At 43.9% G+C, this 22,455-nt stretch carries 23 protein-coding genes and 1 riboswitch; of the genes, 17 read left to right on the plus strand and 6 right to left on the minus strand.

Annotated features, from left to right (window positions below; genetic code table 11):
* Positions 1-11: 11 nt before the first annotated feature.
* Positions 12-1,520 (minus strand): aminotransferase-like domain-containing protein, encoded by a 1,509-nt coding sequence (locus H9647_RS00780; RefSeq protein WP_225228981.1) that lies wholly within the window; start codon positions 1,518-1,520, stop codon positions 12-14.
* On the opposite strand from H9647_RS00780, the gene H9647_RS00785 reads away from it, so the two are divergent.
* Both H9647_RS00785 and H9647_RS25620 read left to right on the plus strand, forming a co-directional pair.
* A complete protein-coding gene (locus tag H9647_RS00785) occupies positions 1,514-2,632 on the plus strand; it encodes a DMT family transporter (protein ID WP_225228982.1) in 1,119 nt (372 codons plus the stop codon). The genes H9647_RS00780 and H9647_RS00785 overlap by 7 nt on opposite strands.
* A gap of 35 nt (positions 2,633-2,667) precedes the next feature.
* Positions 2,668-2,724, plus strand: coding sequence for a hypothetical protein (locus H9647_RS25620; protein ID WP_225229049.1), 57 nt, complete (start codon positions 2,668-2,670; stop codon positions 2,722-2,724).
* Positions 2,725-2,854: 130 nt separating this feature from the next.
* On the opposite strand, the gene H9647_RS00790 is transcribed toward H9647_RS25620, so the two are convergent.
* Positions 2,855-3,322: a hypothetical protein gene (locus H9647_RS00790; protein ID WP_225228983.1), complete on the minus strand. Its 468-nt coding sequence runs from the start codon at positions 3,320-3,322 to the stop codon at positions 2,855-2,857.
* A gap of 223 nt (positions 3,323-3,545) precedes the next feature.
* Positions 3,546-4,571, minus strand: coding sequence for an ABC transporter substrate-binding protein (locus H9647_RS00795; protein WP_225228984.1), 1,026 nt, complete (start codon positions 4,569-4,571; stop codon positions 3,546-3,548).
* A gap of 213 nt (positions 4,572-4,784) precedes the next feature.
* On the opposite strand from H9647_RS00795, the gene H9647_RS00800 reads away from it, so the two are divergent.
* From H9647_RS00800 to H9647_RS00810, 3 genes are read left to right on the plus strand one after another with little or no spacing between them, the layout of a single operon-like run.
* Positions 4,785-5,771 (plus strand): FecCD family ABC transporter permease, encoded by a 987-nt coding sequence (locus H9647_RS00800; protein ID WP_191798596.1) that lies wholly within the window; start codon positions 4,785-4,787, stop codon positions 5,769-5,771.
* Positions 5,768-6,811: a FecCD family ABC transporter permease gene (locus tag H9647_RS00805; protein WP_191797276.1), complete on the plus strand. Its 1,044-nt coding sequence runs from the start codon at positions 5,768-5,770 to the stop codon at positions 6,809-6,811. Before H9647_RS00800 ends, H9647_RS00805 begins: the two co-directional genes overlap by 4 nt.
* Positions 6,812-6,849: 38 nt before the next feature.
* Positions 6,850-7,671: an ABC transporter ATP-binding protein gene (locus H9647_RS00810; RefSeq protein WP_191797278.1), complete on the plus strand. Its 822-nt coding sequence runs from the start codon at positions 6,850-6,852 to the stop codon at positions 7,669-7,671.
* 108 nt (positions 7,672-7,779) lie between these two features.
* On the opposite strand, the gene H9647_RS00815 is transcribed toward H9647_RS00810, so the two are convergent.
* Positions 7,780-8,382 (minus strand): hypothetical protein, encoded by a 603-nt coding sequence (locus H9647_RS00815; protein ID WP_191797280.1) that lies wholly within the window; start codon positions 8,380-8,382, stop codon positions 7,780-7,782.
* A gap of 243 nt (positions 8,383-8,625) precedes the next feature.
* Between H9647_RS00815 and H9647_RS00820 the strand changes: the two genes are divergently transcribed.
* Together H9647_RS00820 and H9647_RS00825 are read left to right on the plus strand one after the other, a co-directional pair.
* Positions 8,626-9,459 carry a leucine-rich repeat domain-containing protein gene (locus tag H9647_RS00820; RefSeq protein ID WP_191797282.1) on the plus strand — a complete coding sequence of 278 codons (834 nt, stop codon included), beginning with the start codon at positions 8,626-8,628 and terminating at the stop codon, positions 9,457-9,459.
* 150 nt (positions 9,460-9,609) lie between these two features.
* The gene (locus tag H9647_RS00825) at positions 9,610-10,239 is read left to right on the plus strand and encodes a hypothetical protein (protein ID WP_191797284.1); all 630 of its coding nucleotides are present in this window, start codon (positions 9,610-9,612) and stop codon (positions 10,237-10,239) included.
* Positions 10,240-10,596: 357 nt separating this feature from the next.
* Here the strand turns inward: H9647_RS00825 and H9647_RS00830 are convergent, their stop codons facing one another.
* Positions 10,597-11,397 (minus strand): Cof-type HAD-IIB family hydrolase, encoded by an 801-nt coding sequence (locus H9647_RS00830; protein WP_191797286.1) that lies wholly within the window; start codon positions 11,395-11,397, stop codon positions 10,597-10,599.
* Between the two features lie 59 nt (positions 11,398-11,456).
* Positions 11,457-12,458, minus strand: coding sequence for a lipoate--protein ligase (locus H9647_RS00835; protein WP_191797288.1), 1,002 nt, complete (start codon positions 12,456-12,458; stop codon positions 11,457-11,459).
* Positions 12,459-12,672: 214 nt separating this feature from the next.
* Between H9647_RS00835 and cobD the strand changes: the two genes are divergently transcribed.
* From cobD to cobS, 10 genes are all read left to right on the plus strand, one after another.
* Positions 12,673-13,764 carry a threonine-phosphate decarboxylase CobD gene (gene cobD, locus H9647_RS00840; RefSeq protein WP_191797290.1) on the plus strand — a complete coding sequence of 364 codons (1,092 nt, stop codon included), beginning with the start codon at positions 12,673-12,675 and terminating at the stop codon, positions 13,762-13,764.
* On the plus strand, positions 13,764-14,528 hold the full coding sequence (locus tag H9647_RS00845) for an adenosylcobinamide amidohydrolase (protein WP_191797292.1): 765 nt from the start codon (positions 13,764-13,766) through the stop codon (positions 14,526-14,528). Before cobD ends, H9647_RS00845 begins: the two co-directional genes overlap by 1 nt.
* Before the next feature lie 2 nt (positions 14,529-14,530).
* The gene (cbiB, locus tag H9647_RS00850; RefSeq protein WP_191797293.1) at positions 14,531-15,508 is read left to right on the plus strand and encodes an adenosylcobinamide-phosphate synthase CbiB; all 978 of its coding nucleotides are present in this window, start codon (positions 14,531-14,533) and stop codon (positions 15,506-15,508) included.
* Positions 15,502-16,164: a histidine phosphatase family protein gene (locus H9647_RS00855; RefSeq protein ID WP_191797296.1), complete on the plus strand. Its 663-nt coding sequence runs from the start codon at positions 15,502-15,504 to the stop codon at positions 16,162-16,164. The genes cbiB and H9647_RS00855 overlap by 7 nt, the downstream gene beginning before the upstream one ends.
* A 271-nt stretch (positions 16,165-16,435) precedes the next feature.
* A riboswitch (cobalamin riboswitch) is annotated at positions 16,436-16,648 on the plus strand.
* A 162-nt stretch (positions 16,649-16,810) separates the two neighbouring features.
* The gene (locus H9647_RS00860; RefSeq protein ID WP_404822562.1) at positions 16,811-17,809 is read left to right on the plus strand and encodes an ABC transporter substrate-binding protein; all 999 of its coding nucleotides are present in this window, start codon (positions 16,811-16,813) and stop codon (positions 17,807-17,809) included.
* The gene (locus H9647_RS00865) at positions 17,806-18,852 is read left to right on the plus strand and encodes a FecCD family ABC transporter permease (RefSeq protein WP_191797298.1); all 1,047 of its coding nucleotides are present in this window, start codon (positions 17,806-17,808) and stop codon (positions 18,850-18,852) included. The genes H9647_RS00860 and H9647_RS00865 overlap by 4 nt, the downstream gene beginning before the upstream one ends.
* Complete coding sequence (locus tag H9647_RS00870; RefSeq protein WP_191797300.1) at positions 18,849-19,676, plus strand: ABC transporter ATP-binding protein; 828 nt, start codon at positions 18,849-18,851, stop codon at positions 19,674-19,676. The genes H9647_RS00865 and H9647_RS00870 overlap by 4 nt, the downstream gene beginning before the upstream one ends.
* Positions 19,677-19,877: 201 nt before the next feature.
* The gene (cobT, locus tag H9647_RS00875; RefSeq protein WP_191797302.1) at positions 19,878-20,960 is read left to right on the plus strand and encodes a nicotinate-nucleotide--dimethylbenzimidazole phosphoribosyltransferase; all 1,083 of its coding nucleotides are present in this window, start codon (positions 19,878-19,880) and stop codon (positions 20,958-20,960) included.
* Positions 20,957-21,511 (plus strand): bifunctional adenosylcobinamide kinase/adenosylcobinamide-phosphate guanylyltransferase, encoded by a 555-nt coding sequence (gene cobU, locus H9647_RS00880; RefSeq protein WP_191797304.1) that lies wholly within the window; start codon positions 20,957-20,959, stop codon positions 21,509-21,511. The genes cobT and cobU overlap by 4 nt, the downstream gene beginning before the upstream one ends.
* The gene (gene cobS / locus H9647_RS00885; protein ID WP_191797306.1) at positions 21,508-22,341 is read left to right on the plus strand and encodes an adenosylcobinamide-GDP ribazoletransferase; all 834 of its coding nucleotides are present in this window, start codon (positions 21,508-21,510) and stop codon (positions 22,339-22,341) included. The genes cobU and cobS overlap by 4 nt, the downstream gene beginning before the upstream one ends.
* The last annotated feature ends 114 nt before the right edge of the window (positions 22,342-22,455 follow it).

Below are 22,455 nucleotides of genomic sequence, written 5' to 3' on the forward strand. Positions count from 1 at the left end.
CTAATTGGTGTTCATATTGTGTGTATCAAAGAGTCGTAAGCATCTATTAGTCTCTGCATTCCTTCTTCGATCTGACGCTCGCTTGTATAACAGTAGCTCAGCCTAATACTTGAGCTGTGATGAACAGCGTCAGGTTCGCAGAAGGGACCAGGTACGAAGGAGACAGATAAGGCAAGGCTTCTCCGTAATAGTTCCACGGACGACACACCTTCGGGTAACTGAACCCACAAATCGAGTCCGCCTTTTGGGGGAGTCCACTCCCAATTCGTCTTCGCAAGACATCTCTCCATAGCTTCCTTCCGCAGTGACAGAGCAATACGCAGCTTCTCCATGTGGGTCTGCATCCTGGAAGAAGTGAAGTAATGCATAAAAATTTTCTGCCCAAGGAGAGGGGAACCTCCATCTGCCAGTGATTTTAGAGTTAATAAATCCTTCATGAGCCAAGGACTGCACAGAACGGCCGCAATCCGCAGACCTGGTGCTATATATTTACTGAAACTTCGTATATACATGACAACACCTTCTGTATCATAGCCGTAAATAGGCAGGGGAGGTTCCTCTTCAAAATACATATCATAAGTCGTGTCATCTTCCGTAATTAGAAAATGATATTCTTCTGCAAGCTCCACAAGTCGTTTTCGCTTTGATGCAGGAAGTACATAACCCGTTGGATTATGAAATGTAGGGGTTACATACATCATGCGCGGTTTGTAATTACGAATGATGCTCTCAAGCTCGTCCATATCATATCCGTCCGGGAGCATAGGGATCGAAATGATATGTGCGCCTTGCTGACGAAAAATATCGATGGCCCCACTGTAAGTCGGACGCTCCATAATGATGGTATCTCCTGGTTTTATCATGAGTCTTGCGATAAGATCAATCGCCTGCTGGGCACCGGAAGTAATGAGTATATCTTCAGGAAGAAGAAAGAATTGATGCCGTTTTTTGAAGTATTCTGCAAGAGTCACCCGAAGTTCTTCATCCCCTTGAACTGTAGAGTAAGTACCGAGAAGTTTAGGATAGAGATCAAACACTTTTTTTACATATTCGGACATATACGCATTGGGCAGCAGAGCCGGATCTATGAGTGCTTTGGAGAACTGGTAATCCACATGATGTGCCTGAAGCTCAGACAGCATATTGGTACGAAGCGGTGAGCTGACAACAGGCGGTTTGAAATTGATGCCGGCTAGAATGGGAGGAGATAGTAACTGCTGTATGCTCCGTGTGCCATCGTAAGACTTATCGCTCACTGAAGCTAGGTTATGCAGAAGGTTACTATCTTTCAATTCTTCCTGTATGCAGGGCATTACATAATATCCAGACCGATCTTTGGCATATATTTTGCCATTATGTACGAGCTGTTGATAGGACTTAAATACGGTCAGCCTGTGCACCCCGAGCTGCTGCGCGAGTGTACGTACCGAAGGCAGTTTGTCATGAGCGGTATAGTCTCCGCGATCAATTCGTATTAGAAGAAAATCAGTAACTTGCTGAGAAAGAGGTTGCTTTGTCAAAAAATCATGGTGTTTATTTTTCATGGGTTCCACCTTCTTCTGTGGTTGCTGTGAGTTCATTGTACGATACATTCCTGCTTGATCTGTTCTATTGTAGCACTTCTGTTCTATTCCCAGCAGATTACAATGAGCAGATAGATATGAGGAGGATGGATGGAATGAAACGATTGCTTACGGCGTATACCGTTATGTGTTTAATCTTTGGAACGACTTTTTTAGCTATAAAAATCGGGAATGACGCGGGTGTACCGCCTTTCTTTGCTGCGGGTGTGCGGTTTACGCTTGCGGGTTCCCTATTATTTTTATTTTGTTTGTGGAGAAAAACAACCACCTTGTCTTTGCTTTGGCGTAAAGAGGTGCTGATCATTGGAAGTTGTCTGACGTTTCTAACGTTTGCAGGTTTATATTATGGGGAAAAATATATCAGCTCCGGAGTGGCGGCAGTGTTATCCGCAACCGGACCGCTTATGATTATATGGATTCAATCCGCTATGACGAAAAAAAGACCGCACGTCTTGTCAGCGCTGGGATGTATGACTGCTTTTGCAGGTGTTGTGTTAATTCTCGTGCCTGAACTATCTATTCAAGCAGGAGGCATGTGGCTCGCCGGGGCTGTAGCTGTGCTGATCGGAGAAATCTTTTATGCCTCTGGGTCTGTATATTCTGGAAGAACAGCATCAAGGCTAAGAGAGCACGCCTCGATTGCCGTTAATGGTGTTCAGATGTTATATGGCGGGGTGATGTTGTTACTGCTGTCTGCGATCACCGAGCAGCCGAAGGTAGAAGTATTATTTCACCCGTCAGCTGCCGGATCTGTTCTGTATCTGACAGTATTCGGTTCTATGATTGGTCATAGTCTGTTCTATTACCTTGTTACGCGTACGAATCCGCTATTTCCGTCTACATGGCTGTATATCTCCCCAATGATTGCGCTCGGAATCGGGATGTTTTTCTATGGAGAGCATGTGAGCTGGTTAACCCTGTTCGGATCGGTCATTATCATTGGAGGACTGATTCTGGCGAATTGGCATACGTTAAAAGGACTTTTGCAAACGAAAAAAGAAATCAAAGCAGTAGGATCAAACCAAATTTCAACCGAAACGGCATCATAAAAAAATTCGAGAGAGATAAGGACCGAGATTACTTTATGAGTGCAGAAGAGGTCGTGGAATATGGGCTTGTAGATAAGATTGTTGCAAAATAAATCAAGTAAGGCAGAAGATACCCTCTGTCTTTTTTATATACACAAAACAGACCTCTTCTCGGTGTAAGGAATGAGAGAGGCCTGTTTTGTTTTAAATAATTATGTAATATCACATTATGTACATTATGCATTAGTAAGAATGTTTTTTTGGACGGAAGAGCGTATAAGCTCCAGCAACGATGAGCAGAAGAGCAAGGATTGGCTGGATAATGGAGAACTGATGTAGCATGGAACCAATGGAGAATGCGATAAAGAAAATGAAGGATAGTACAGCCAAAATATTAATGGGAATCAGCAAATATTTGTTTTTGTTACCGAACCAGTAAAGTTCGAATAATCCGACTGCTACCGCCAGTATAAAACCAGGCCACATGGTAATCCAGCTGTCCGTAACAATAGCGATCTGGCAAGTCAGTCCTGCGGTGAGCAGAATACCTCCCGGAACGAGAAGCCCGATCCCGCGGCCGATCAGCGAGAAATACATCCAGTGGAAAAGTACCCCTAGCGGAATAAGGAAGAAAGTCGGCCAGAAGTAGGCAAAAATAGAGCCAGTTCCGATATCCTTACCGGAGTTCAGAAGCAGAAAAATACCGATCAAAATGAGCAGCGGGGCTACAAGATTTTGTTTCCTTAATCTCAGATGAATCACTCCTTTCTATAAATTCAACTAAACGTATCATAGCAAATAAGAGTGAAGGTGTAATCGGTCTAGAGCAAGTGAATCATACTAGACTTAAGTCCAGTTGTGAGAAGAATATGAAGTGATGTTTATAAGAAAAAGGCACAGTTCTTAGAACTGTACCCATGAGCTAAGTATTCTGTTATTCTGCAATCTCATAAAATCCGTAGAGTTCATCAAGGAGTAAGTTTGCGGCTAGAATACCTCCGGCTGTATTCCATACAGCATCGTCTACTTTATACGCACGGCCATTCTTGACGGCACTTAGGTTCTGCCAAAGCGGGTCTTGTATCATCTCCGTTTCGGTATCGTTCCCTTTGCCGTCGCCTGTGTCATAGGTGAAGTAGAAAAGTCGATCTGCATCAGCTTCCGGCAGACGTTCCTTCGTAATTTCATCTACGAATTCAGTTGCATTTTGGGTAAGTTCCGTCCGCGCTAGTCCTATTTTTGCAAAGATGTTACCTGTGAAAGTATCGGTATGATAAATTCGGGTTTTGCCAGCCATAAAACGAACCACAGATACCGTTTCATTCACTTTATCGCCTGCTTTAGATTTGAAATCCGCAATGCGATCATTGAATTCGGTGATCTTTGCTGCGCCTTCTTCGGTTTTATTCAGTGCCTCTGCATAAAGCTTGAAGTTGATCTCCCAGTCACCGCGAAGATCCTCAGCCATAACAGTTGGTGCAATCGCTTTTAACTGATCATAGACTTTCTCTTGGCGCATTTTATTACCGATAATCAGATCAGGCTGTAAACCTGCAATGAGTTCAAGGTTCGGTTGACTCTCATCTCCGACTACCGTTACACCTTCCATCTGATCTTTAATATGTGCGTACCAAGGATCTCCTGTCCATGATTTAACCGCCCCGACGGGTGTAACTCCTAGAGCAAGCAGTGCCTCTGTTCCTTCATTGGTAAGAATAACGACCTTCTGGGGCGTTCCTTTGATTTCTGTTTCATCCATTGCATGTTTTACCGTGTATGTACCTGTGCCTGTTGTTTCTTCATTTGTGGTATTGCCAGAAGCAGGCTGGGAAGATTCATTGCCCGCGCCACCTTCCGTTGTCTGGCTTCCACAACCAGCTAGAACGAGAATAAGCATGAGCATTGCCGCTCCGAATAAGCGTAAGCGATGTTTCTTTGTATGTACGTTTAAAGCCCCCATGTAACCAGTTCCCCCTGAAATAATATATTGATAATGATTATCAGTTAACAACCATGAATATATAACCAGTTTCTACCATTGTCAAGCATTAAATGAGAATGATAATCAAAAAGATTGACAGTTCTTTCTTTCTTCTACTAAAATTGCGGAGTGAACTATTAGATGGAATTTTATGAATAAAATGATATATACAAAATGAGTAGGGGATTAATGATGCGCATCTTGGGGCTGGCCTTATCTATTGGACTACTTATTCTTGCCATGATGAGTAGCGTTATTTTTGGTGTTACCCGCATTCCTCTGTCAGTTATTTGGCAGGCAGTGACGGAACCAAATGGAAGTACCGAACACTTAATTATCCAGACAGCAAGGATTCCTCGTGCGCTGATCGCTGCAACAGTTGGCGGGAGTCTAGCTGTTGCCGGAGCTGTCATGCAGGTTCTCACTCGTAATCCAATCGCTTCTCCGAGTACTTTAGGTGTGAATGCGGGAGCAGCCTTTTTCGTTGTTGTGGCTACAGGCTGGTTAGGTATATCTGGTCTTCAGCAAACAACTTGGATTGCTCTTTTGGGAGCAGCAGTTAGCGGCGGGGTTGTGTTTTTTCTTGGAAGTATGGGCCGGGACGGAATGACACCTGTGAAAATCACACTAGCCGGTGCTTCCATGACTGCCTTTTTCCATTCCCTCACTCAAGGTTTAATGCTGTCAGACGGCAAAATGTTTGACCAGGTACTGATATGGCTTGTCGGATCTGTTGCTGGCAGGGAACTTGATCAGCTCATGGCTGTTGTTCCTTACATGGGGATTGGACTAATTATTGCACTCCTGCTGTCAAGACATCTTAACGTATTGTCCATGGGGGACGATATTGCGGCAGGACTCGGACAAAAGACGGCTATGATTAAAATTCTCTCTGCCGTCTCTATTATTCTACTAGCGGGTGCATCGGTTGCTGCTGCGGGTCCTATTGCATTTATAGGTATTATCATTCCGCATATTATGAAGTTTTTTCTTCCGAATGATTATCGCTGGATCTTACCGTATAGTTTCGTATGGGGTGCTGTACTCCTTGTTTCCGCAGATGTGCTGTCCCGCTACATTGCGATGCCCAAAGAGGTGCCGGTTGGCGTTATGACGGCGATCATCGGCGTGCCGTTCTTTGTCTATATTGCAAGAAAGGGAGGGCGGCAAGGAGCATGAGCAAATACAAGTCATTTCAAACGTCTAACGGCAAACTTTCATTTCTAATTGAAAAAAGAACCGTGTGGGTTACGTTCATTCTGTTCTTCCTATGTGCTGCATTCATGGTGATCTCAACGGGAATTGGAAGTCAGTACATTTCTCCGTCGCAAGTGATCAGCTCCCTATTTGGTCAAGCAGATCCAACCGTAGAAATCATTGTAGAAAAACTGAGACTGCCGCGTATTCTGACTGCCGTACTGGTTGGATCTTCTCTTGCGGTTGCAGGGGCCGTGCTGCAAGGAGTAATTCGAAATCCACTTGCATCACCAGACGTTACGGGAATTACAGACGGTGCCTCACTTGGAGCGGTGCTTTTCATATTTTTCACATCAGGTACGATTTCAATAAAATATATGCCGCTTGCCGCGATTCTGGGCGCTTTTCTAGTGACAGGACTTTTATATGTACTGGCTTGGAGAGGTGGCGTTACGCCTTTGCGCCTTGTGCTAGTGGGTACAGGCCTTGCAGCTGCGCTTAAATCGATCTCTTACATGTTTATCATTGCAGGTCCGATGCAGCTGGCGGAGCGGTCTATTACCTTTATGACAGGGAGTATTTATGGAGCTTCATGGGATTCGGATGTGTTTATCCTGCTTCCTTGGGTCGTTATCCTTCTACCATTAACCTGGTTTCAAGCGAGAAAGGTTAACATTCAAGCACTCGGAGACGAAGTAGCGGTAAGTGCAGGGGCGCATGTGCAGAAGCATCGGCTGCTGCTCATCGTGCTCAGTGTGGCACTAGCAGGATCGGCAATAGCAATTGGCGGTGCCATTGCATTTATTGGGCTGATGGCACCGCATATGGCGAGGAAGCTGGTGGGACCTTCCTTTGGAAGTGTGGTGCCGGTAAGTGCACTGCTCGGAGCCTTGATTTTATTAATAGCTGATTTGGTGGCACGAACTGCATTTCTCCCTGCGGATGTTCCGGCAGGCGTATTTACAGCAGCCATAGGTGCTCCGTTCTTTATGTATCAGCTATATAAAAGTCGCAATCATTGACTCTATATACTAGTAATCTGAAAAGGAATGAATGCCGAATGGATATCTTGCGCGCCGAGAAGCTGGGGCTTTCGTACGGAGATGCTTACATTTTTGAAAATATGGATTTATCCATTCCTAAAGGGAAAATAACGGTGTTCATTGGGAGTAACGGCTGCGGAAAATCGACGCTGCTGCGTTCTCTTGCAAGACTACTAAAGCCACAGCAAGGGGCCGTCATTCTTGATGGTGAACAAATCGTAGGTATGAAGACAAAAGATATTGCACGTAAGCTCGCTATATTGCCCCAAGGACCTGTTGCCCCGGAAGGTCTTTCGGTGCTTCAACTGGTGAAGCAAGGGAGGTATCCTTACCAGAACTGGCTAAAGCAGTGGTCACCGGAAGATGAACAGGCAGTAGATAAAGCTCTGATCTCTACGAGAATGAAGGAACTCAAGGACCGCACCGTTGATTCTTTATCTGGCGGCCAAAGACAGCGGGCGTGGATTGCGATGACGCTGGCTCAAGAAACACCGGTCATTCTGCTGGACGAGCCAACGACCTATTTGGATCTGACCCATCAGATTGAAGTGCTGGATCTGCTGTATGATTTGAATCGATCAGAGCAGCGGACGATCGTAATGGTGCTTCATGATATTAACCTTGCTTGTCGTTATGCAGATCATATCGTAGCGATCAAGAACGGAGGCATTGAAGCGGGAGGGCATCCAGCTGCCGTGATTAATGCGGGACTGATGGAAAAGGTATTTGATCTAAAGTGTCATATTATTCCTGATCCTTTATTTGGTACTCCGATGTGCATCCCGCATGGTAAAGGCGGACTCCGTAAGCCTCCTAAGGAGACGGCGAGCATAAAATAACCAAATGATCTCACAATAAAGGAAAGGAACCACGAGGATCGTGGTTCCTTTTTTTAGTTAGTATATTTAGCGAGAACTTTTTTTAGTTTATTAAATCTTGCTTCAATTTTAATCCCCACCATATTCAATTACCTCAATCTTATTTAGCATAGCTCTTGGCATTTTTGACATAGCTTCTTCAAGTGTTGAATATTTCTTATTATTCGATAGTAGATAGATTGTGTCTCCATCATGGCCAATGTGAAAAATACTAGCATCTTGTATATCACCAAGAATAATAATATCAAACTCTCCATGATCCCCAACTTGTTCAACCCGGCAAGGATTTATTTTTGTGCTGAGAATGCTTAAATCATTCGAAGACATAGAAAATAACTCTATCAATTCTGCAATTGAACATAATTCTTCTTTATTATTTGCCTTTACTACGTAGTACAATTGTTTGCGTCTAGAATTTTCGATTTTTGTAACTTCATAAGGCAGTGTGCACATTTCTGAAAAAAGATCATAAAATCCATGATCTGAGATTACGCAATAATAGACAGGAAACTCATCTAAGTTGTCGATCCATTCTGCTAATGGTTTGATTCTAAAACTTCCTGCTCTGGATAGAGTGATTACATATTTAATCTCCTCATCTATTCCGAATTCGAAATCATTCACTATATGATTTATTTTGATATGCTCATTGGCGGCATAACCAATATCCATTTAAATCGCTCCTAATATCTAAATTCCTCTTTAGTAAAATCATATTATGAAACAAAACCTGAATCTTTTGAGGAATCAGTGTCGCATGTTTCAGTAAGAAAACAAACTTTTAATCCCTTAGATTTTTTCCGTTTCGTGGTTGATCAATTATGTATGATAAAATTAGAAGAGTGACAAGTGAAAAATCATTTTTAATGAAGTTAATATCAACTGAATTTGAAGAGAGTTACAGGAGGCAACGAATTGCTATTACCAGAAGAACATCCTGAATATATTTTCCATATCGACGTAAAACCACGACTTATTGAAGATTTAGATAAAGTAGATGATTTTTCTACTGAATTGTTTATTCATGGCAAGACAAAGAACATCCAGAAGCTAAAATCCTTTTCAAAATTAACCAAACTATGGATTGAGACTGTAAACCAAAATGAATTTGATACTTTAATGAGTCTAGTGAATCCTAATTTGAAGATGCTATATATACACGAAATGAGAGTAAAAGATTTAACTTGTCTTGGTTCACTCGTCCACGTTGAAGTATTGTCACTTAGTTGGAATACAAAAGCAACCAGTTTATGGGACATATCTCAAAACACATCCTTAAAATCCTTATTAATCAAAGACTTTTCTAAGATACATGAAATTAAAGCTCTGCAGAATTGTACAAATTTAGAGCAGTTAGATTTATCAGGTGGCCAGTGGAATTCATTAAAAATAGATAGTCTTGAGTCACTAAGATCACTTCATAATTTAAAATATCTTGGCTTATCAAATATTAGTGTACAAGATCAGTCTCTAGAGCCAATCTCTCATTTAAAAGGACTTGGAGAATTTGCAGTCTCTAATCAATTTCCGACAGAACAATATGCAATGTTATCTGTAGCTCTACCGCATACTCAGTGTGATTATTTTCAATCCTATACATATCTGTATCATCCCATTGATGGTAAAGATGTTATCGTAACAGGTAAGCGAAAGCCATTTCTAAATTCAACACGTGATGCAAAAAAGTTACAAAAATACGATGAGAAATTTAAGGAACTTCAGAATAGTTACAGAAAAGATCAATTTTAGGATTGCTTTCTTTTGACTATTAGACAAACCCAACTCCATAAATATGCAGCTGATCGAATCAGCTGTTTTTTTTGCATCACGAATAAAATTAGAGGATTTGAGTTAATTTACAGTAAGCAAAGAAATACATAGAAGAGAGGGTTACTACTAGTGGAAGAAAATAATATTGTCGTTGCCGTATTCAATGATGACAGCAAAGCTTATCAAGTTCTATCTGAATCTAAATCAAAAAGTCATGAACAATATAAAATATTGGATGCAGCCGTTATTCAGAAAGAAAACGGAAAGATTGTTTTCAAAGATGGGTTTAGCTCACCAAGTGAAGCAGACGCTTCGGCATTAAAAAGCAGCCTGATTGGTTCCATGATTGGAATTTTGGGTGGTCCGATCGGTATTCTGCTTGGCGGAAGCATTGGTTCGATGATTGGGGCAAGCAAAGTCGTAAACCGTCACAAGGAAGGATTCAGCCTGATTGAGCGGACAGTCGCAGAATTATATAACGGAGAGACTGCTTTTGTCGCCAATATACAAGAAAACAACGAGGTCGCTTTTAATTACTTTCTTCAGCAGTATGATCCCAAATTTGTGTACCGAAAAGAAGTATCGATGATGGAACATGAAATGAATAAGGCAAGGGAGATGGAGCAGCAATTAGCTCAGGAGGAGGAAGAACGTAAAAGAAAAGAACGAGTAGAAGACATACAAGAAAAGGCAGAGGAAATGAAAGAACGGATTAAGTCGGAGTTTCATCGAATTAAAGAAAAATTAACAGAAAAATAAAAGGCAGGGCTTAAGAATGGAGGGTGAAACTTTAATCCTTATCTTATGCCCTTTTTTATAAGAATGTATGTATGAATTAGGAGTCTTCTTCATCCCATTTTTTTGAATAACCTTTCTTGATCGCATAGAAGAAGGAGTACATCAAAAGCGCAGACACGACGACAACGAGTCCAATAAGCAGTCCTGATTCCAAGGATATATCCCCCCTGACATTTCGTATTAACTGATTAATAACGTATTCCTTTACTATACTGGAAAGGTATATTTTTACAAGTGGAGCGAATATTCTATATCTCTTTTAACAAACAAATAACCCCGAGACCATGATAGGTTTCGGGGTTAACTTATGGTAAGAGCTTAAGCGTTCAAGACAAATTTCTCAATGACTTGCTTGATTCCATCTTCATTGTTACTGAGCGTAACATAGTCAGCAATTTCTTTCAGTGCAGGAATGGCATTACCCATAGCTACACCTAGGCCGGCAGCTTCAAGCATTTCATGGTCATTCCAGGAATCACCTACAGCAATGGTATCTTTAAGATCCACTCCAAAATGGTTCGCAAGGAACGTTAGCGCATGGCCTTTGGTTCCTTCATGATGCATGATTTCAAGGAAGTGAGGCTTGGATTTCGTAATATGAACCTCGCTGCCCAGCAGCTCACGCAGCTGTGGAGCGATTTCGTCCAGCAATTCCGGTGTATCGATCATGAGCAGTTTTGGTGCTGGCTGCTCAATCATTTTCATGAAATCAGGTTCAATATAATAAGGTGTCTTGTTCAGATTGCAGTAGTCAATCAGCTTCTCGTTCTCCTCGCGGGAGTACAGCTTGTCATCAACATAAGTTTGAAGATGCAGATTCCGCTCAAGACAGAACTCGTAAAGCTTGCGAGCTGCATCTTTGGGAACATAACGCTCATAAAGAACTTCTTCGTCCATCAGGTTCTTGATGAGTGCACCTTGATACGTAATGATGGGAACGTTGAGTCCTGTTTGTCTAGCAATCGCTTGAGCAGAAGCATAGGCACGTCCCGTTGCAAGGGTAACAACTACATCTTTCGCTACAGCTGCTTCTAGTGCACTTTGTGTTGCAGGCGTTACTTCTTTGTCGTCATTAATGAGGGTGTCGTCAATATCAATTGCAATCAGTTTATAAGTCATGGTCTCTCTCCTCTATATCTTGTTCTATTATTAGTGTGGTATAACTCTAAAGGGTAGCTCTACTCTTCAAGAAAAACAAGACCGATGAAGTCATCCATATCGAGATTACCAAAATAATGCTTTATATCAACGTCTTTGAGTGCTTCTCTAACTTCCGCATCCTCATAACGTTTACCACGAAGCAAGTTCTCGATATCAGCGACATCTCCTACACCAAAGAAATCACCGTAGATTTTAATATCCTCGATTCGACCTTCTTTGATATTCATACGAAGATCGATAATACCGACCGGGAATTTCTTAGAATGTTTCACGTTACTCTCCGGAGACTGTCCATAGTTCCAATCCCAGTTCTGATAACGTTCTTTAGAAATTTCATGGATCTTCTTCCAATCTTCTTCTGTCAGATGATACTGAGGAACTTCACTTGCTTCCATGCCAAAGATATGACGAAGAAGTTCTTCGCGGAATTCCACAATAGTCATGTCTTTATCCATCAGAGAGCGAATATTCGTTACGCGGCTGCGTACGGATTTGGTGCTCTTCGATTTGAACTTCTCTGGATTGACCTTCAATGAAGCTTGTACATCGTCGAGGTTCAGATCAAACATGAGCGTACCATGGCTGAACATCCGGCCGCGAGTTGCAAACTGGGCATTACCTGAAATTTTTTGTTCTCCGACTTGCAGATCATTACGTCCCGTAAGTTCTGCGTTTACTCCAAGATGGTGGAGTGCTTCAACAACAGGCTGGGTGAACTTACGGAAGTTGTGGAACGAATTTCCGTCATCTTTTGTAATAAAGCTGAAGTTAAGATTGCCTAAATCATGATATACCGCACCGCCACCAGAAAGTCTGCGCACGACGGTAATTCCATTCTGCTGTACATACTCCTGGTTAATTTCTTCAATGGTATTCTGATGTTTCCCAATGATAATAGAGGGAGCGTTGATATAAAACAGCAGGTAACTCTCGTCCAAAGACAAGTGTTTAAGGGCATATTCCTCGATAGCGAGGTTGATCCGGGGATCTGTAATGCCTTGATTGTCAATAAACAACATGGTGATTTCCTCCGATACCTTATAAAATATGTAAGCAAGAATCATAAGCGGGATATACCCCGAACGATTCTGATGAATACAAGAAGACTCTATTCTTATTGTAAACCAATAACGCAAACGATACAAAAGGGAAATCCCATTGACGCTATCTAAAATCTGCCATCATAATGGGTACGTGATACTGTAACGCAGCAAAGAAAGGAAGGACATGCCTTTGATTGAAATCTATGGACATGGCGGGGACGTAGAAACCGCAGCGCGTAGGTACGGAAAGAAACCTGCCGATTTTCTTGATTATAGTGCAAATATCAATCCTCTTGGACCACCGGAGGAAGTAAAAGAAGCCCTGAAAGAGGGCTGGAAAGCAATTATTCGTTACCCCGATCCAGGACACCGGGCGCTGAAGCAGGGATTATCAGCACAAGTAAAGCTTGGAGAAGAACACATTCTCATTGGAAATGGTGCGGCGGAATGTATGGCTCTTTTGCTTATGGCACTGTCACCGGAATCAGTGGGAACGATTGAACCTGGCTTTTCCGAATACCGTTCACTTGCCCTTCAATTTGGAGCCAAAGTAGATTCTATATATGGTCAACAGGATCTTGAATACCGGGCAGACGTAAACGACATTGCTACGCTTATGGAAAGGGTGCAGGTTCTTTTTATCGGTCAGCCAAATAATCCAAACGGGGTTCAGTATTCGCTAACAGATCTTGTGACGCTGGCGAAGAAGGCGCATCTAACAAAAACGAAGCTAGTTATTGATGAAGCCTTTATTGATTTTATCCCGGAGGAAGAGCGTAATTCCATTGCATCTTCACTAGAAAAATATCCGGAAGTTATCATCATTCGATCAATGACGAAATTTTATGCCATTCCGGGGCTACGGCTTGGTTATGCGCTTGCAAGTCCTGACCTCATTCGTTCTATGACGCAGAAGCAAGTAACTTGGAGCGTGAATGGTCTTGCCCTCCTAGCAGGGGAAGCTTGTCTTCAGGCAGGCTCTTCCTACGAACAGAATACGATATCGCTGATTAAAGCAGAGAGAAAAAGGCTTGCAGAGGGTCTTAGAAAATATGGGTTTACTGTATATCCAGGAGAAGCGAATTATCTGCTGGCTGAGGCAAGAGCCCCATGGACTGCGGGTTCACTGCAGGAAGCAATGGGACGACAGGGGATTCTGATTCGCAGCTGTGCGATGTACCCAGGGCTTACTGAGCACGCTTTTCGTATTGCTGTTAAGAGTACGGAACAAAATACACAGTTTTTAGAGACATTTGGGCAGATCATGGAGGGAGCAAAGTAATGGCGACGCCATTTCTACATACAGATTCTGAATCCGAAGGTTTACCGGTCTTGTCCTCATCTAGACGATGGCCAGGGATGACCATCTCACGTTATGAACGGCATCTGCTTCTAAAGTCTCCTCATATGCTGGATACGATCTCCAGCAGCATTCATGGAGGGGGGATGAGTCGTTTAGACCGTGCTGTCAACATTTATGTGGATCGGCACTATGATTCTAATGACCCTGCCCGTGATATTCATCAGTTGCTTAAAAAATGGGGACATCCGGCTCATCAGACCGCAGGGCTGTTAACTGCCGTGAGACTAGAGCATGCTTCTATTGTGGAAGAAGAGGCCGATGGAGCGGTTCTGTTATGCTGCACAACTGCAGGAGTATCTAACGGGGCAAGAGCAGGTTCAACGCGGACGGTATTTAATGCTGGCTATACGCCAGGTACGATTAATATCATGCTGTTCATAGCCGGAAAATTAACTCCATTTGCACTCGTGAACGCTTTGCAAACAGCGGTTGAGGCGAAGGTAGCTGCTCTTCAGGATTTAGGTGTAAGAGATGCAGAGAATGGACGATCTGCTACGGGAACAACAACCGATGCCATCGTTATTGGAACCAGTGGACTTGCTGCGGACGGAACAGAGGCGAGACTAACGCATGCTTATGCGGGTACGGCAACTCGACTCGGTGACAGTATTGGACGGCTTGTATATCAGTCCGTTACCGAGAGTTTATGTGCTTCAGGTTATACGGCAGAGAGGAGGCAATGATCATGATGGGAGCTTGGATTGTTCTAGCTGCTTATACACTGGACCTTATCATCGGTGACCCGAGGTGGATTCCTCATCCGGTTATTGCGATGGGGAAGGCGATTACGGGTCTTGAGAATATCATTCGCAAAAAAGTAACAACGGATCGAGGTCTGCGTTATGCAGGGTTTCTTTTTCCTTTATTGATTGTTACTGGGGCGTTTGTTCTGACTTGGGCGCTGTTAAAGTTACTATTTTATATCCATCCTGCGCTTGCTGTAGCGGGTGAAATCCTGCTGATTGCAACAACGATCGCTACAAAAGGATTACGAGATGCAGGTATAGATGTATATAAACATCTTAGGGCCGGCAAATTGCCGGAAGCAAGAGCTGCACTTGGTATGATTGTAGGCCGAGATACAAAACAGCTGGAATCCTCTGAAGTAGTAAGGGGAACCATTGAAACGGTAGCTGAAAATATTGTAGATGCGATTATATCGCCGCTATTCTTCGCTTTTTTTGGCGGAGCACCTCTTGCAATGGCTTATCGTGCAGTGAACACACTCGATTCCATGGTCGGCTATAAAAATGAAAAGTATAAATCGCTAGGTATGGCCTCTGCTAGACTAGACGATATTGCAAACTTCATCCCAGCGCGGATCACAGCACTCCTGCTATTTGCTTCCGCTGGGGTATTAGGTCTTCATGTGAAAAATAGTGTGCGCACAGTGAAACAGGATGCACGCAAGCACCCGAGTCCAAACGGCGGGTATCCGGAATCAGCCGTAGCCGGTGCACTTGGGATCCGGCTCGGGGGATATAACGTCTATCATGGGGTTCGTTCGTTTCGTGCTTATATGGGGGTTCCTTATCATGAGATGGAAGCGAGTCATATTCGGACAACAATTACGATGATGTATATTTCATCCAGTCTATTTGTGGTCATCCTCGTGTTTTTATTATGGCTGATGTCGATTACAGGAGTCGGTTGGCTGTGGTGAGTACGTTTCGTAAAAATATGCCTTCTGTTGATGTTTATTTGGTCCGGCATGGACGAACACTTTGGAATCAGCAAAAAAGATATTTGGGACACACGGATATTCCGTTGCTTCCTGAAGCGGGAGAAGAACTTGCGGAGCTACGTGCCTCCTTTGGGCAAATTCCGTTTGACCAAATCTACGTAAGTGATCTTGTCCGCTGCATAGAGACACTGGATATTATTGCCCCGGAACGGGCTCATACAGCCGTGCTGGACGCAAGGCTCAGGGAGTATCACTTTGGAGAATATGAAGGACAGACGTATGAGATGCTGCAGTATGATCCGAATTATCGCCAGTGGATTGATGATCCTCTCGGTGTGACTCCGCCGGGCGCAGAGACGTTTTCCCACTTTTCCGAAAGAATGGTGGAGTTTGTGGAAGAACGGATCAGACCTTATTTATATGAGACTAGACGGAGTAACCATCAGGATAGGGGAGATCATAACGAAGTACCTAAGATGCTTGTGGTAACTCATGGCGGAGTGATCAGGCAATGGGCTGCCAAATGGCTTGCTAAAGCTGAATTTAATACGTTTATGCCTCGCCCAGGGGAATGTCTCGTGCTTCGTTTTACTTTGTCAGGCGGAGAACTTTCGGCACAGAAACTGGATTTTTGAACCAATTTCACAACTCATTAAAACGATAAATTTGTAACGATATATAGACAAATAGAAGCGTTTTGATCTATATATCGTCCTGATTGAAGCTACTAAAGGTATTATGAAATTGATTCTCTTACACATAAAATAGATGTTTTTGGAATATAAAGGGAAAGATTGGTTGTCGAAAATTCCGCTTTCCCCTATAATGGCAAAAGATGTGAAGGCATGATACGAATTGAAATGAACATCTGAGTACATAAAGACTTCATGTGAATGCATATGAAAAGTCGATCATACTGAGCAAGGTCCAGAAGAATAAAGACACTACATTCTTTTGGTTAAAAGGGAAGCCGGTGCAAATCCGGCACGGTCCCGCCACTGTATACTAGGGACAGCTGCTAATCATCCACTGTTTTCGTCTATAGCGAAAATGGGAAGGGAGCAAGCTGTTACTTTAAACTTGGATAGTCAGGAGACCTGCCTTGCCTTTGGTAAACGTGTAATCCTTCGAGGAAAGGATACGTTTTGCATATTTGTTGTGCCTTTCTATTAGAGGGAGCAGCTGCGAGACGTAACCTTGTTCTTATGATAGGAGCAGGGTTTTTTGGTGTTCATACCTGATAAGATCGTTGGCTTCACTTATAAAGAGAGGGAGAGAAGAATGAAAAAAATGAATGGTCGATTTTTATCAATTTTGATGTCACTCATGCTCGCAATCATGCTTGCGGCGTGCGGTAATGAGACAGGTACAGAAGGACAAGGTACAGGTCAGACAACGGAGCAAGGTACCGCAGCAACAGATAACCAAGAAGAGGCTAGTCTCGAGACGGTATATCCTCTGACAATCACGGATGCTACGGGAGAGTCGTTTACTTTTGAAAAGGCACCTGAAAAAATCGTGTCTGTATCTCCAGCTGAGACCGAATCGCTATATGCGATTGGACTGGACGAGCAAATTGTTGGGGTATCCGACTATGACGATTACCCAGAGCAAGTAAAGGACAAGCCGAAGATGGGCAGCCTGTATACACCTAATGCAGAAGCAATTATCGCAGCTGAGCCGGATATTGTCTTCACGGGTATTTCGATGGATGAGGCAGCAGTGCAGAAACTGCGTGATCTCGGTATCGTTATTTTCAAAACAGATCCAAAAACAATCGAAGATGTAATGAAAAATATTGAAGTATATGGACAAATTACAAATCATCAACAACAAGCGCAAGAGGTCATCGCAAAAATGAAAGCAGATGTGAAGGAAGTACAAGATAAAGTAGCATCCCTTTCGGATGATCAGAAAAAACAAGTGTATGTAGAATTTTCTCCAGGCTGGACCGTAGGTAAAGGCGAATTTATGGATGAAGTCATTACCCTTGCAGGCGGAGTGAATGTGGCTGGAGATGCAGAAGGCTGGTATGAAATCAGTGAGGAAAATATCATTGCTGCGAACCCAGATGTCATTCTGTACGCAAGCGATGTGGTAGACAATGACAAAACACTCGATGAGATCATTAAAGCTCGTGATGGCTGGAATGAGATTACTGCAATCAAGAATGAGCAAGTGATCTCGATTAATGCCAATCTGCTTAGCCGCCCAGGTCCGCGTGTAACGGAAGGATTGAAAGAAGTAGCGAAAGCAGTTTATCCGGATCTATTCCAATGAAAAAGAAACTAGCAGGATATGGATTGATAGGAATCATCCTGCTTGTACTGACCCTGCTGTTATGTCTTGCGATCGGGTCAGTACATCTTCCGATTCGTCATATCGCAGGGATTCTTATGAATCATATTCCCGGGATGGATGGGTTCATTGAACCCGTATGGAATATATCGTCTGAACAGATCATCATGAAAGTGCGTTTACCGCGAGTGCTGCTCGGTATCCTGGTTGGTGCGGCGCTGGCCGTTGCTGGCGCAGGATTTCAGGGTGTACTTCGTAACCCGCTGGCAGATCCTTATACGCTTGGGGTATCGGCGGGTGCTTCTGTTGGAGCAGCACTCATCATTTATTTGGGTCTGCAATATGCTTGGCTTGGTGAATGGATGCTGCCGCTCGTTGCTTTTACAACAGGCATTATTACACTATGGGGTGTTTTAATGCTGGCTAGAGAAGGCGGAAAAATACCGACGAACAATTTGATTTTGTCCGGTGTTGTGATGAATGCTTTTCTAGGAGCCGTTGTTTCTTTTCTGACCGCCATGTCAAAGGATACGGTGAATCAAATTTTGTTCTGGACGATGGGGAGTCTTAGTTTGCGAGGATGGTCTTACACGGCCATCCTTTTCCCTTATGTAGGGCTTGGGTTGATCTATCTATGGAGCAGAGGCAGATCGCTTAATTTGTTGGCACTAGGAGAAAGACAAGCAGCACACCTTGGGGTCAGAGTGGACTTACTCAAAGTATCTGTACTCTTGGTATCTACGCTCTTAACGGCTGCAGCGGTATCTGTCGCCGGTGTGATTGGTTTTGTGGGACTTGTTGTCCCTCATATCATCAGGCTCCTTGTCGGACCGGATTACCGTTTGATTATTCCTCTATCTGCGTTAGGTGGAGGTATCTTTCTGGCCTGGGCGGATATGGGCGCGCGGACATTACTCGCTCCAACGGAGATTCCGCTTGGTGTACTGACCGCTTTTGTTGGGGCTCCGTTCTTTGCTTACTTATTGCACCGGAATAAAAAACGACGAGGAGGCATCAGCGGATGACAGCAAATTTCGATCATCAGTCTGACATCTCGTCTACAGTTCCTGTGGTGGAAGCTAGAGCACTCCGAAAAGAATATAGTCATTTCACTGCACTGGATCACATTCATTTCAACGCTGAGGAAGGTGACTGGTGGGGAATTGTAGGGCCGAACGGGAGCGGGAAGTCTACTTTGCTTCATTTACTATCTGGCATCCTGTCACCAAACCAGGGCACGATCCATATAAAAGGTAAACCAGTTCAAGATTACAGCCGTAAAGAGCTCTCACGAATTATTGCTGTCCTTCAGCAAGATGGATTACCTGAGATTGGTTATTCCGTCAGGGACGTTGTGGCCATGGGAAGATATCCCTATCAAGACTGGCTGGGCAGAGACCCGGGCTTTGGAGAAGAAAAAATAGAACAAGTCCTGAAGAAGCTGGATCTTACTTCTCTTGCGGAACGCAGATTGGATGAACTTAGTGGAGGACAAAGACAGCGGGTAGCCCTTGCCAAAGTGATGGTGCAAGAACCTGAAATTCTGCTGCTGGACGAACCGACTACTTTTCTGGATGTTCGTTACCAACTGCAGTTCATGGATTTGCTGGCGCAGTGGCAGCAAAGTACAGGGATTACGATTATTGCCGTATTACATGATTTGAATTTGGCTTCTCTTTATTGTGATTACTTATGTGCACTAAAAGAGGGTAAGCTTTTCCTTCAGGGCTCTCCGGCTGAGGTGCTTACGGAGGAGAATATTAGAGGTTTGTTTGAGATCCAGCCTGTGATGGTTCAACATCCGGATCATCACATCCCTCAATTTTTACTGCGTAAACAGCAAGAGTGAGATGATTTTAAATATCAGAACAACATAGAAGAGGACCTGATATCCATAAATCAGGTCCTCTTTTTTTAACCTATGGGAATATTTCTCTTGTTTTTCAGTTCCTTAAAAAATTGCATGATTTCTTTTGAAGTGTTAACTCACTTTTCGTTATAATCTAAATATAAAGGCTGTACAACAGCAGTGGATAAGGATGGAGATATCATGGAGAGAGAACAGCAACTCGAAGCATGGGTTCAGCAGATTACCGCATTAGATGAGGCAGCGCAGAAAGCAGCTGCGAATCATTTAGATGATTTAACGAAACCACCGGGGAGTTTAGGAAAGTTAGAAGAACTCACGATCCGGTTAGCGGGGATTACCGGGAAGAAAAAGCCTGCTTTTTCTAGAAAAGCAGTTATTGTTATGGCATCGGATCATGGGGTCGTAGAAGAAGGAGTTAGCAGTTTTCCAGCAGAGGTAACACAGCAAATGGTTCATAATTTCCTTGCAGGAGGAGCGGCAGTGAATGTGCTCGCTCGTCATGCCGGAGCTGAAGTAATATGTGTGGATATTGGTGTGAACGGTGAGCCTGACCATCCAGATCTTGTATCTCGTTCCGTTCGCAAAGGGACGGCAAATATGGCGAAGGGTCCGGCGATGAGCAGAGAAGAGGCACTTCAAGCAATTCTTACCGGGATCGACGTTGTTCAAGAATCCGTAAAAAAAGGGACGCAGTTATTTGTTACGGGAGAGATGGGAATTGGTAATACAACACCAAGTGCAGCAGTTACCAGTGTTCTTACGGGAGTCAGTGTGCAGGAGGCAACAGGAAAAGGGACAGGTCTTGATCAAGCAGGTGTTCAGCACAAAGCGAACGTGATTGCCCGGGCAATAGAGCTTAATCAGCCCGATCCAAATGATCCAATCGACGTGCTTGCTAAAGTAGGGGGGCTTGATATTGCGGGCCTCGCAGGTGTCATTATCGGTTCGGCTGCCTTGAAATGTCCGGTTGTGATCGATGGGTATATTTCTACAGCCGCCGCTTTAGTAGCCAGCCGTATTGCACCAGCATGCCGAAATTATATGATTGCTTCTCATACGTCGGAAGAAAGAGGGCATGTAGCACTCCTGCAAACATTAGACCTCTCCCCTATGCTTCAGGTTGGAATGAGACTTGGCGAGGGAACAGGCGGCGTTCTATGTCTTCATCTGATCGAAGCTGCAGGAAGAATTATGGACGAGATGGCGACATTTAGCAGTGCAGGTATTTCTAGCAACCATGAGATGAGTGAGGCAGAATTATGATTATTCTCGTAACGGGCGGTGCACGCAGCGGTAAAAGTACATTTGCCGAGAAACTGTGCATGAGCCGATCCTCTGAAGCGATCTATATGGCGACTGCACAAGCTTATGATCAAGAGATGACCGACCGAATTGCTGCACATCGCAGTCAGCGGGAAGATGGAGCATATCTGTGGCATACGATTGAAGAACCGCTTGAGGTAGCTGAGACGCTGGACGGGTTAATGGAGGCGACACTGCCTGTACCCACCATATTACTCGACTGTCTTACCTTGTGGCTCTCTAACGTGCTCATCGCTAAGGAACATGAGGGACCTGACGCAATAACAGAAGAGATCGACCGTCTTGTCCGTAGTGTTGCTGCTTATCCAGGTCTCATTATTCTAGTAACCAATGAAGTAGGAGACGGAATCGTTCCTGAATATCGATTGGGCCGGATATACCGGGATTATGCCGGCATTCTGAATCAGCGTATGGCAGCCATCAGCCAGGAGATATTCCTTGTAACCGCTGGTATTGCCATCGAACTGAAAAGCAAGGAGTATAAAGTATGAGAGAAAATATAAAAGCGGCTGCGGCCGCTTTTCAGTTTTTATCACGATTTCCGGTGAAAACGCAGCTTGAATTCACTCCAGAACGAATGACGAGAAGCACTTTATTCTATCCGGTTGTTGGCTTATGTATCGGGGCTTGTGTCTGGATCGCTGCTTGGCTCAGTGGATTCTTATTGCCTCCGGCTCCGTCGGCAGTGCTTGTTCTCACGATCTGGGTATGGCTCACAGGCGGGCTTCATTTAGACGGCTGGATGGACTCTGCTGATGCACTTCTCAGTTACCGAAGCAGAGAACGGATGCTTGAGATTATGAAGGACAGCAGGGTGGGAGCTATGGGTGTAATAGCCTGTGTTCTGCTGCTGATGCTGAAAGCAACGCTTCTATATAGTTTAATGGGACAACCTTTTCTCATTGGGGCAGCGGTCTTGCCTTTTCTATGGAGCCGTTTCTTTATGGTGTATGCCATGGGGAAATATAAACGAGCTAGGGCAGGAGAAGGTCTGGCAGCAATGTTTGCAGGAGTTCAGAATGAACTGCTTTATAAAGTGGGAGCGGTAACCTTACTTCTTTCTACTATCTCCTGCGGTGTATTTCTACTTGCAGCGTATGCTTTAGATGGGCTGCAGTTTACATGGAGTCTGAATATGGGCGTTATATTGTCTGCCTTTTTTGTTATTCCTCTATTTATATCGGTATGCGGAAAATGGGCTGCGGATCGTATAAGCCATCGCCTTGGCGGACTAACAGGAGATATCTATGGAGCACTTAATGAGGGGCTCGAAGCAGTAGGGCTGCTCATGCTAGTTATTCTCACTACAGTCATGCACTAAGATGAGAAACTGCGCCCTAAGTCATGTTGTTGGTGAATGGTGATAAGAGAAAGGGGACTCGCTCATGGAAAATAAAAATACATATCCCGGGAACATAAATAAGGAACAGTATAA

The organism is Paenibacillus gallinarum (assembly GCF_014836635.1).
GTDB classification, from domain to species: Bacteria; Bacillota; Bacilli; order Paenibacillales; family Paenibacillaceae; genus Paenibacillus; species Paenibacillus gallinarum.